Origin of the sequence: Phormidesmis priestleyi ULC007 (genome assembly GCF_003003695.1) — a bacterium.
GTDB classification, from domain to species: domain Bacteria; phylum Cyanobacteriota; class Cyanobacteriia; order Leptolyngbyales; family Leptolyngbyaceae; genus Phormidesmis_A; species Phormidesmis_A priestleyi_A.
The window spans coordinates 24,897-35,732 of sequence record NZ_PVWG01000044.1; the positions used below are offsets into that span (position 1 = coordinate 24,897).

Below are 10,836 nucleotides of genomic sequence, written 5' to 3' on the forward strand. Positions count from 1 at the left end.
AGGGCACTTAGACATTCGTACTCTACATACAGTTCTGAGTGAAACCTTAAAACCAGGGAGGATAAAGAAGAATGGTCGAAGCCTATCAACCGCCGGAGCGCGATTACGCCCTCGATCGTGACTGCAAAACTCTCTCCCGTCATGTCTTAGAGCAGTTACATAGTTTTTCTCCTGATGCCCAAGATCTGAGCGCGTTGATGAATCGCATCGGGCTGGCCGGAAAGCTAATCGCTCGACGATTAAGTCGGGCAGGTTTAATGGAAGGAGTCTTGGGGTTTACGGGCGATGTGAATGTGCAAGGCGAATCGGTTAAAAAAATGGATATTTACGCCAATGAGGTGTTTATCTCCGTGTTTAAGCAGAGCGGCTTAGTCTGTCGTCTGGCCTCCGAAGAGATGGAAGACCCCTACTACATTCCTGAAAACTGTCCGGTTGGGCGATATACCTTGCTTTATGACCCGATCGATGGGTCTTCTAACGTCGATATCAACATTAACGTTGGCTCTATTTTCTCGATTCGCCAGCAAGAAGGTGATGACTCCGACGAAACTGCCCGCGACTTGTTGCAAAACGGTCACAAACAAATTGCCGCAGGCTATATTCTCTATGGGCCGAGCACCATGCTGGTCTATTCGATCGGGCGAGGAGTTCACGCTTTTACGCTTGATCCCAGTTTGGGTGAATTTATTCTCTCAAATGAAAACATTCAAACGCCGACTCACGGCCCTGTTTACAGCGTCAATGAGGGCAACTTCTGGCAGTGGGAGGAACCCCTGCGAGACTACATTCGCTACGTGCATCGCCATGAAGGTTACACCGCTCGATATGGTGGGGCAATGGTCGGCGATTTTCACCGAATTTTGTTTCAGGGAGGTGTGTTCCTTTATCCGGGCACGGTCAAAAAGCCTGAAGGAAAACTGCGCTTGCTTTATGAATCAGCGCCAATGGCGTTTTTGATTGAGCAAGCTGGCGGACGCGCTAGCACGGGCACCCAAGACATTCTAGATGTGGTTCCAGACAAGCTTCATGCTCGCACCCCTTTGGTGATTGGCAGCACAGAAGATGTGACTCTGGTGGAATCGTTTATTCAAGACCGTGCCAGAGAGCGAGAAGAAGAGTTGATGGCAAAGCGATAAAGGTCAAACTCAGTTTCACCTCAAGTCTCAAAATTATTAACGTTTAGGAGTAACTCTCAAATGACAGCAGCAAATCATCTTTTAGAAATCAAAGACTACGGTCAAAGTATCTGGATGGATAATTTGAATCGTGATTTGATTCAGTCGGGCGAACTGAAGCGGATGATCGACACCGAAGGGCTGCGAGGCATCACCTCAAACCCGGCGATTTTTGAGAAAGCGATCGTCGGCAACAAAATCTACGACGAAGATATCGAAGCCGGGATCAGAGCCGGAAAATCGCTGATGGACATCTACGAATCCCTAGTGTTCAAAGACATTCGCGATGCGTGTGACATCTTCTTGCCCGTCTACGAAGAGTCAGGCGGATTGGATGGCTACATCAGCATCGAAGTGCCGCCGACGATCGCTGACAACACAGAATCCACCATTGCCGAAGCGCGTCGCTACTACAAAGAGATTGGTCGTCCCAATGTGATGATCAAAATCCCTGGAACGACAGAAGGATTACCCGCTGTTGAGCAAGTGATCGCCGACGGAATCAACGTTAACGTCACGCTGTTATTCTCAGTGCAGAGCTACATCAACACTGCTTGGGCTTATGTTCGCGGTCTAGAGCAACGAGTTGAAAAGGGTGAAGACATCAGCAAAATTGCATCCGTTGCGAGTTTCTTCTTAAGCCGAATTGACAGCAACATCGACGATCGCATCGACGCAATTCTCGCAAAAGGCGCAGACCAGATCGCCCAAGAAGCCAAGCTGAGAGCCATCAAAGGCAAAGTCGCGATCGCCAATGCCAAAGTTGCTTATCAGGAATATAAAAAAGTGATCGGGCACGATCGCTGGTTGGCACTCAAAGAAAAAGGCGCAAACGTGCAGCGACTTTTGTGGGCCAGCACAGGCACTAAAAATCCCGACTACAGCGATGTCATGTATGTCGATGAATTGGTGGGCCCTGATACAGTCAATACGTTGCCACCTGCTACGATCAAGGCTTGCGAAGATCACTGCAACGCTGCCAGCCGCATCGAAACTGACGTTGAGGAAGCATACAACCTAATCAACAGCCTCAAAGATCCCGATGTCGATATCAACCTTGCCGAAGTTATGAACGAACTGCTCGTTGACGGGATTGATAAATTCATCAAGCCCTTCGAGTCGCTGATGAGTTCTCTTCAAGAAAAGGTCGATCGTTTGGCAACGGTTCAGTAAAGTGCCAGGGTAAAGGGTGTTAATAGTTTCACTCTTTACCCATTCACCCTTGATCTTCCATCCTTTATTTTTGCTTCGCCTATGGTTACTTTGCTCGAAAATCCGCTCCGCGTTGGGCTACAGCAGCAGCGAATGCCCGAACCCAATATCATTGTGTTCTTCGGTGCGTCTGGAGACTTGACTAAGCGCAAACTCGTTCCGGCGCTTTATCACCTCAAGAGAGAGCGGCGACTGCCCCCAGAATTGACGATCGTGGGCGTGGCGCGTCGTCCTTGGAGTGACGACTACTTTCGAGAACAGATGCGCGAAGGGGTCGAGCAATTCTCGGATGGCATCGGGTCAGAAGCCGCTTGGGACGATTTTGCTAAGGGCTTATTCTACTGTCCTGGTGATATTGACAATCCTGAAAGCTATCAAAAGCTGAAGACGCTGCTCGCTGAGTTGGATGAGAAACGCGGCACGAGAGGCAATCGAGTTTTTTATCTGGCGGTTGCCCCTAATTTCTTCCCCGAAGCGATTCGACAACTGGGAGCTTCTGAGATGCTCAAAGATCCTCAGAAGACTCGCCTCGTAATTGAGAAGCCTTTTGGACGCGATCTGAGTTCGGCTCAAAGGCTCAACCGAGTCGTGAATGAGGTTTGCAAAGAAGAGCAAGTTTACCGAATCGACCACTATTTAGGCAAAGAAACTGTCCAAAACTTGCTGGTATTTCGGTTTGCCAACGCCATTTTTGAGCCGTTGTGGAATCGTCAATTTGTCGATCACGTTCAAATCACTGTTGCCGAAACTGTCGGGGTTGAAGACCGCGCAGGCTACTACGAATCGGCGGGGGCACTGCGCGACATGGTGCAAAACCACCTGATGCAGCTATTTTGCCTGACCGCGATGGAGCCGCCTAACGCGCTAGACGCTGACAGCATTCGCACCGAAAAGGTGAAGGTGATTCAGGCGACCCATCTAGCCGATGTCAATCATCTAGAACATTCTGCGATCCGGGGTCAATATTCAGCCGGGTGGATGAAGGGCAAACAAGTTCCTGGCTATCGCACTGAGCCGGGAGTCAACCCCAACTCGACCACGCCTACCTATGTCGCCATGAAATTTATGGTCGATAACTGGCGTTGGCAAGGCGTTCCTTTTTATCTGCGAACGGGTAAACGGTTGCCCAAAAAAGTGTCAGAAATTTCCATTCAGTTCCGCGAAGTGCCGTATCTGATCTTTCAATCGGCTGCCCAACAAACCAACGCCAACGTGCTGACGATGCGGATTCAGCCCAACGAAGGCATTGCGATGCGATTTGAAGTCAAAATGCCCGGAGCAGACCTGCGATCGCGCTCCGTCGAAATGGACTTCAGCTACGGCACCTCTTTTGGTGTGACCGGGGGCGAGGCCTACGATCGGCTCTTGCTTGACTGCATGATGGGCGACCAAACTCTCTTTACCCGCTCCGACGAGGTAGAGGCTGCGTGGCGAGTTGTCACCCCGGCCCTCACGGCTTGGGAAGCTCCCACCGATCCCGCTACGATTCCTCAATATGAAGCAGGCACCTGGGAACCCTCAGAAGCCGAACTGCTGATCAACCGAGATGGTCGCCGTTGGCGAAGACTCTAACGATTTTCAAAAATCTAACCTCCCCCAATCTCTCTCTATGGCTACCCACTCCCCTTCTCTTGTTCCTTTGCAATCGTTGCAAGCGCCCAAAGATGTTTCTCTCAGCGAAATTGAGGCAGAACTCGCCAAAATTTGGCAGAGTTACAGTGTCGCTAGTGATGACAGCAACACGCTTGCTGCTACGAGAGCCGCAACCTTTACGCTGGTGGTTTATGAGCCAGAAGAAACTCAGCAACTGCTGGCAGCACTGGGGTTTTATACGGGGCCGATTGATGGCATCGGCGGACCTCGCACCGAAGCTGCCATTCGTGCTGCTGAGTCGAGCTTGGGCATGAAACGTGATGGCAAAGCGAGTCCGCTGCTGTTAGAAAAACTTCGGGAAGCCTTAGCAAAAAAGAGTATCTTGGTCGCCGTCGGCGAGGCAACTCGTTCACCAAGTTATGCACTAGATGCGGCGGGGGCTGGAATTGCAGACGCGATCGCTAGTCAAAATCCCTGTCGAATTATCTCCCTGTTTCCCGTCGCTGGCGAAGATGAAGGTGTAACGGCTCAAGTGTCTGCCTATTGCCCCATCAACAAGCAGAGCCGCAACGCCTTGGTATGTGGCGAATACATCATGCTTAAGGGTACAGAAAACGCGCTAGAGCGGGTGGCTAGCATGGTTTCTTCACTCGTCATGGGCGAATTGCCCAGCATTCTCTGGTGGAAAGCAACGCCCAGCACCGACCAAGCCCTGTTCGATCGGTTGTCTAAAACTTGCACTGCCGTGGTGGTAGACTCTAGCCACTTCTTGACCGATCCAGAAGGCGACCTGCTCAAGGTGGCGCATATGATTCAGAACCAAGTGCAGGTGTCTGACCTCAACTGGCGACGACTCGCTGCTTGGCAAGAATTAACCGCCGAGGCATTTGATCCGCCAGAGCGCCGAGCCGCCATTCGAGAAGTCGATCGCATTGTGATTGATTATGAAAAAGGCAACTCGACCCAAGCGCTGATGTTTTTGGGTTGGCTAGCAAGTCGGCTAAACTGGGAGCCAATTTCGCGATCGAAAGAAGACGATATCTACGAACTTCAGCGCATTCATCTCACGGCGGCTGATGGACGTGCGATCGAAGTCGAACTCGCAGCCATTCCGACGGCTGACACGGGTGAAGTCACGGGCGATCTCGTGAGTTTAAAGCTAACTTCTACCAACCTCGATGCCGACTGCTGCACGGTGCTTTGTTCTGAAACGACGGGCTGTATGCGAATGGAAGCGGGTGGTGGTGCCCAATCGTGCCGCATTAACCAGGTGACTCCTCTTGATGATCAGAAGGCTGAAACGCTTTTGGGTGAGCAGCTTCAGCGTTTAGGTCAAGATGTGCTATTTGAGGAGAGTTTGGCAGTGACCGCAAAAATCTTGACGATCGCCGCCTAATTGCTTCTAAGGGTCATGTAAGGGCACGGCACTGGTATGCCCTTACATGACCCTTAGTTGTAAGCTAGATCGAGTAGTAGAAAAATCTCTACCCCAAATTCAAAGAGCCTATGGTCGGATCGGTCGAGCAGATTTCGCAGCAGCTTGTTGCCCTAGACAAGCAGGTTGCTGAAATGGGCGAAAAATTCTACCAAACCTATTTCAGCTATCTGACGGCGTTGGGGCAAGCAGTTCGACAGCAGTTGATTTTGTCTTGCTATCATGTTTGCACTGAGAGCTACCCGCGGCAGTTTTTGCAGTTGTCACTCAGTCAGCGCCAGCAGTTTCAGCAGTCAGTGCGAGACTTGGCAAATCAGATTCAAGCAGAGTTACTGGCTCAACTTCAGCCAGTCAGCCTCGTCAGCACTGAGACAGCCAATATCGACGAGCTTGAAGAAGATCTTGATGTAGATGACGATGGAGAACTTGACGAAGCGTTTGATGAGCAGGAGTTTGAGTCAGACAGTGTTCTAGAGAGTCATCAAAACGAGCTTGAATTTCTATTATTGGCTCCTTCGCTGAGTAAGCCTGCACAGCCGTCTACTCCGCTAGATGCTCTGGTGCAGTGGCAAGAAAATTTAGAGAAATCGATCGTCAAAAAACTCCAAACCACTTCTCACGCCGCCAACTTGCTGTTGCAGCAGTCAGAAGTTTTGCCCAAACGGTTGCCAGAACCAGTTCTAAAGGCGGCGGCTAAAGCAGGGAGCGACGACCCGATCGCGGGCAACGCCAATCTCTTAAAGTTGCTGGTTGAAGCTGCCGATGAAAAAATGTCTGAGCAGGGTCGATCGAAAAAATCTATTGCATCGCTGTTGCATCTAGTGGCGATTCAGCTACGCTTGTCTGAGATTGAGTTTAACGACTCAACTGCAATGGCATGGCGAAATAAGCTGCGAGATCTCAAGCAACAACTTCAGACATTGGGACGAGAGTATCAAAAAAAACACCAAGAACGAGCGATCGCTCAAGCGCAGGACGCGTGGCGATCGACTTGGACAAACGATTGATCCGGGTCTCTTTCTCAAAAGACTGATCAAAACCCTCGCTCCCTGCCTATGCTAAAGAAGAATAAAGAAAGGAAATCGGCATGGTGTCTAGTCAGGGGATCAAAATTGCGGTTGTCGGAGATATTCACGATTTGTGGGATCATGAAGATGAAGCCGCACTCAAAGCGTTAGGCGTTGATTTGGTGCTGCTAGTCGGTGACTTTGGTAACGAATCGGTAGAAGTGGTGCGATCGATTGCTCAAATGGATCTGCCTAAAGCGGCAATTTTGGGCAATCACGATGCTTGGTATAACGCCACCGATTGGGGCATCAAACAATGCCCTTACGATCGCACTCAAGAAGATCGCGTACAGCAACAAATTGATTTGCTAGGCGACACAAACGTAGGCTATGGCAAGCTCGATTTTCCAGAGTTAGGGCTGAGTGTGGTGGGCAGTCGCCCATTTAGCTGGGGTGGGTCTGCCTGGAAAAATAATCGGTTCTATCGCGATCGCTGCGGCGTAAAAAACTTTGCTGAATCGGTCGATCGCATCGTTGCTGCTGTCAACACGGCTGCTTACGAAACGGTAATTTTTGTCGGACACAATGGGCCGACTGGTTTAGGGGATATGCCCGAAGACCCATGCGGCAAAGATTGGCAACCGATCGGCGGCGATCACGGCGACCCCGACTTTGAACAAGCGATCGCCAAAACTCGACTCTTGGGCAAAGCGATTCCGCTCGTCGCATTTGGGCACATGCACCACACGCTGCGTCACACTCGACAGCAGCTTCGCCGCGCTATTCACACCACCTCCGACGGAACGGTTTATTTAAACGCTGCCCGTGTGCCTCGCATTGTTCAAAATGATGGCGATCGCTTGAGAAATTTTTCTCTGGTAACCCTGCAATCTGGCAGAGTGTCGGCAGCATCGCTGGTCTGGGTCAACGCAGCCTTTAAAATTGTGTCCCAGACCGTGCTTTATAGGGCTGAATCAATCGCGGAATCGATCGCTTAAACCGTGTCAAATAAAACAGTCGTCATATAGCGTTCAGCCCACGCTTCACCAAAGGCTTTTTCTAAGACGCGTCGAGTTTTATCATTTTGCTGCTGGCGATCACAGTAATAGCGCTGTTTGGCTAGAATTTCTGCCTCGCGTTCTGGAGTGGGTTGAGTCGCGATCGCTCTCTGGCAGTGCAATTCTAAATAGCTCTCGACTCGCGACAAAAAGGCTGCCTCTTCTGCCTCGTTGCTCGGACGCACAAATAAACAAAAGCTAGAAAAAATATCGCCCCATTCTGGAAGCTCTCGACGCTGGGTGAAGGTCACATCTGGTAAAGCCGATAAAGCACTTTGATAATCGGCGGGTAGAGTACGATCGTCGCTGGTGGGAGAGAGATCGGCGATCGCCATGCCAATTTGTCCGCGTCCGCTCACTAAGTCGGCACCAAACATCGGTAGAGCATAGTCCGATCGGGGAAACATAACGCAGTGGAGAATGTCTAGCATCGTTCCCACTTTAGCCAGTTCTAGATGAAGCTTGCGAAATTGAGGAGTCTGATAGCAACGATTTTCAATAATCAGCTTTTCGCCTTCCATTCGTCCTTCGACATAGCCCAGATCATCAGGCAGATAGTAGGGTGAAAGATCTAAATGACGGTGCCAAAGCGCTTCTATTTTGTCGGCTAAACTGCGAATTAACGGGTGTTGCTGCTCACGTAAAGAAGAGGTTGAGAGAGGAACCATAGCAAAGCCAAAGTTTTGAAAACTTCTTAAAGGATATCAGCTTGCTACGAGCGATCGAGCAACGTTACAAACCCTGTAAAATTTAGCGAGATTATGGCTGGACAGATATTAGGCGATCACTACGAGATAGAGCGAGAGTTAGGGCGGCAATCAGGGCGCTGGACGCTGCTGGCGCGTGATCTCAGCACTCAAGAGCAGGTCGTGATCAAGCTGCTGTGCCCAGAAGAAGATGTTCGATCGGATGACCTAAAACTATTTGAGCGCGAAGTAGAAACTCTCAGAGCGCTCTCTCACCCTTGTGTGCCGCAATATATAGACTATTTTGAGCATCAATTGCCGACGGGCAAGGCGCTGGCGCTGGTGCAAACCTACGTGCCCGGAAAGTCTCTAGATGAGTGTATGAAAATTGGGCGCACCTTCACCGAAGCAGAGGCAAAGCAAATCGCAAAATCGCTGCTCTACATTCTCATCTATCTTCACGGACGGCAGCAGCCAATCGTGCATCGTGATATTACGCCCAGCAATATTGTGCTGGCACAGCGGCGCACTCATTTGATTAACTTTGGCTCGGTTAAGATGCTGTTGAGTTGCGATCGCTCCGCATTCACCCTGATCGAGACTCACGACTATATGCCGCCAGAACAGTTTGCTGGGCGGGCGTTAACTGTTTCTGATCTCTATAGCTTGGGGGCAACGCTGATTGCAATCATCACGGGCAAATCGCCGTCTCAGTTGCCGCGCAAGGGAACTAAGTTAGACTTTCAGCAAGTCGTTGATCTCAGTCCGGCGTTTGCCGATTGGTTGAGTTGGATGACTGAGACTAGTCTCGATCGGCGGCTGCAATCTGCCAAGCAATCTCTGCAAGTATTAGAGTCAGGACAGATCCAAAGGGCGTAACTCATGCAACTGCTGGCTGACCGCTATGAACTGCAACAATCACTGGGTAAAAAAGCGGGACGACAAACCTGGTTAGCGCGTGATTTGCACACTCAGGAACTCGTCGTTGTTAAGCTCCTGACGTTTAGCCATGAGTTTGAGTGGGATGACCTGAAGCTGTTTGAACGGGAAGCGGCAACCCTGCGATCGCTGTCTCATCCTGCAATTCCCTGCTATCTGGATTTCTTTGAACTTGACTCGGACAATCATAAAGGATTCGCCCTCGTCCAAACTTATATTGAGGCGCGATCGTTAGAGCAGCATCTCAAATCAGGACGCACGTTTAGCGAGTTAGAAGTCAAGCAACTCGCCAAAGATTTGCTAGAGATTTTGGGCTATTTGCACGATCGCCAGCCGCCCGTGATTCATCGCGATATCAAACCGAGTAATGTGCTGCTGACCGATCGCTCAGGTAACAGCCCTGGTCAAGTTTATTTAGTCGATTTTGGCTCGGTGCAAACGCTGGCAGCTAGAGACGGGGGCACGATGACGATCGTCGGCACTTATGGCTATATGCCACCCGAACAGTTTGGCGGACGCACTTCTCCGGCCTCTGATCTCTATAGTTTAGGCGCGACGTTGATTTATTTAATCACGGGTCAACACCCGGCTGATTTGCCTCAAGAAGATCTGCGGCTTCAGTTTGAACACCTTGCGAAGGTCAGCCCCAGTTTTATCAGTTGGCTAAAGTGGCTGACAGAGCCAAGTTTGAGTAAACGCCCGAAGTCGATCGGTGCAGCTTTAATGGGTTTGGAGCGATCGCCAGAAAGTAATTCGGATGTTGAACTCACTATCAAAACAAAGCCAACCTACAGCAAAATCTCACTTATTAGAGAAGCAGAAGCATTAGAGATTACGTTTCCTTCTCTAAAGCTTCAGTCAAAACAATATGTGGATTCTATCGCGCCCATTCTATCGGTCTTCTTAGTCTTCCTCCTTCCACTTTCGATGTTCTTGTTATTTATTAACCCCGGTGGTTTTCTTCTTCTCCTGCTTTCTCCCATTTGGTCTATCCCCATCATTAGAATCCTCTTAAATTTTGCCAAAGCTAGATTGGTGATCACTGAGCAGGGGGTTTCTCTCACTCGCAAACTATTTGGGCTTCAATACGCTCAACCTTTCTCTACAAAGCGCAGATATCTTTGGAAGTTAGCTTTATCATTTAATCGCAATCGGTTGAGCGTTTTTGCAGACACCCAAAAAATTGATTTTTGTGGCACGGTTGAGGAAATGGCTTGGTTAGCTTATGAGTTGAGTGATTGGTTGGGGCTACCGATCGAGCGTGAATAACGTCAGTTCGATAAGTTCTTTCGCTGCGTTGTTTTGCGCTTCAGCCCCCTAAATCCCCCAATTCTGGGGGACTTTAAGCTTAGAGTTTAACCTGAGTTCGGGATAAGAAATCGCCAGAAGTCCTGATTTTCCGTGCCTTGCTGCTATGCTCCACATCAAGCTCTTGTCAATAAGCCTCACAGTTGAGAATATTCTTAATAGTAGGACTTATTGAGAAAAGATTACTAGCTGGTTGTTTGGCTCAAGCTACTTGCAGTGGGGATTTCAGCCTTCGGCTTAACCCGAACTCAGGTAGTTTAGGTTCAAAGTCCCCCAATTTTGGGGGATTTAGGGGCAGCCCGAATTCGCAACCGTAGCGAAAAGCTTCATCGAATTCACGTTGAATAACCTGAGTTCGGGATAAGAAATCGCCAGAAGTCCTGATTTTCCGTGCCTTGCTGCTATGCTCCACATCAGGCTCTT

At 49.8% G+C, this 10,836-nt stretch carries 9 protein-coding genes; 8 read left to right on the forward strand and 1 reads right to left on the reverse strand.

Translation table 11 applies throughout. From position 1 onward, the window contains the following. The first annotated feature begins 71 nt into the window (after positions 1-71). The 6 genes from fbp to C7B65_RS22180 all read left to right on the forward strand — a co-directional run bounded on the left by fbp (position 72) and on the right by C7B65_RS22180 (position 7,420). A complete protein-coding gene (gene fbp / locus C7B65_RS22155; RefSeq protein WP_073073753.1) occupies positions 72-1,136 on the forward strand; it encodes a class 1 fructose-bisphosphatase in 1,065 nt (354 codons plus the stop codon). 60 nt (positions 1,137-1,196) lie between these two features. Continuing rightward, the gene (gene tal, locus C7B65_RS22160) at positions 1,197-2,348 is read left to right on the forward strand and encodes a transaldolase (RefSeq protein ID WP_073073751.1); all 1,152 of its coding nucleotides are present in this window, start codon (positions 1,197-1,199) and stop codon (positions 2,346-2,348) included. 81 nt (positions 2,349-2,429) lie between these two features. Continuing rightward, positions 2,430-3,959, forward strand: a complete 1,530-nt coding sequence (gene zwf / locus C7B65_RS22165) for a glucose-6-phosphate dehydrogenase (protein ID WP_073073750.1) — start codon at positions 2,430-2,432, stop codon at positions 3,957-3,959. A 37-nt stretch (positions 3,960-3,996) separates the two neighbouring features. Next, positions 3,997-5,376: a glucose-6-phosphate dehydrogenase assembly protein OpcA gene (opcA, locus tag C7B65_RS22170; protein ID WP_073073806.1), complete on the forward strand. Its 1,380-nt coding sequence runs from the start codon at positions 3,997-3,999 to the stop codon at positions 5,374-5,376. Positions 5,377-5,486: 110 nt separating this feature from the next. Beyond that, on the forward strand, positions 5,487-6,422 hold the full coding sequence (locus C7B65_RS22175) for a hypothetical protein (RefSeq protein ID WP_073073748.1): 936 nt from the start codon (positions 5,487-5,489) through the stop codon (positions 6,420-6,422). Positions 6,423-6,502: 80 nt separating this feature from the next. Next, entirely contained in the window at positions 6,503-7,420 is a 918-nt protein-coding gene (locus tag C7B65_RS22180) for a TIGR04168 family protein (RefSeq protein WP_073073746.1), read from the forward strand. Here C7B65_RS22180 and C7B65_RS22185 read toward each other — a convergent pair. Then, positions 7,417-8,148 (reverse strand): phycocyanobilin:ferredoxin oxidoreductase, encoded by a 732-nt coding sequence (locus C7B65_RS22185; protein ID WP_073073745.1) that lies wholly within the window; start codon positions 8,146-8,148, stop codon positions 7,417-7,419. The genes C7B65_RS22180 and C7B65_RS22185 overlap by 4 nt on opposite strands. Positions 8,149-8,241: 93 nt before the next feature. Between C7B65_RS22185 and C7B65_RS22190 the strand changes: the two genes are divergently transcribed. Together C7B65_RS22190 and C7B65_RS22195 are read left to right on the forward strand one after the other, a co-directional pair. Beyond that, the gene (locus C7B65_RS22190; protein WP_073073743.1) at positions 8,242-9,045 is read left to right on the forward strand and encodes a serine/threonine protein kinase; all 804 of its coding nucleotides are present in this window, start codon (positions 8,242-8,244) and stop codon (positions 9,043-9,045) included. 3 nt (positions 9,046-9,048) lie between these two features. After that, positions 9,049-10,374 carry a serine/threonine protein kinase gene (locus tag C7B65_RS22195; RefSeq protein ID WP_073073742.1) on the forward strand — a complete coding sequence of 442 codons (1,326 nt, stop codon included), beginning with the start codon at positions 9,049-9,051 and terminating at the stop codon, positions 10,372-10,374. Positions 10,375-10,836 lie beyond the last annotated feature (462 nt).

Coding starts and splice junctions, on each gene's coding strand:
- C7B65_RS22180 (WP_073073746.1), top strand. CDS start 6,503: ATGGTGTCTAGTCAGGGGATCAAAATTGCGGTTGTCGGAGATATTCAC.
- tal (WP_073073751.1), top strand. CDS start 1,197: ATGACAGCAGCAAATCATCTTTTAGAAATCAAAGACTACGGTCAAAGT.
- fbp (WP_073073753.1), top strand. CDS start 72: ATGGTCGAAGCCTATCAACCGCCGGAGCGCGATTACGCCCTCGATCGT.
- C7B65_RS22175 (WP_073073748.1), top strand. CDS start 5,487: ATGGTCGGATCGGTCGAGCAGATTTCGCAGCAGCTTGTTGCCCTAGAC.
- zwf (WP_073073750.1), top strand. CDS start 2,430: ATGGTTACTTTGCTCGAAAATCCGCTCCGCGTTGGGCTACAGCAGCAG.
- opcA (WP_073073806.1), top strand. CDS start 3,997: ATGGCTACCCACTCCCCTTCTCTTGTTCCTTTGCAATCGTTGCAAGCG.
- C7B65_RS22190 (WP_073073743.1), top strand. CDS start 8,242: ATGGCTGGACAGATATTAGGCGATCACTACGAGATAGAGCGAGAGTTA.
- C7B65_RS22185 (WP_073073745.1), bottom strand. CDS start 8,148: ATGGTTCCTCTCTCAACCTCTTCTTTACGTGAGCAGCAACACCCGTTA.
- C7B65_RS22195 (WP_073073742.1), top strand. CDS start 9,049: ATGCAACTGCTGGCTGACCGCTATGAACTGCAACAATCACTGGGTAAA.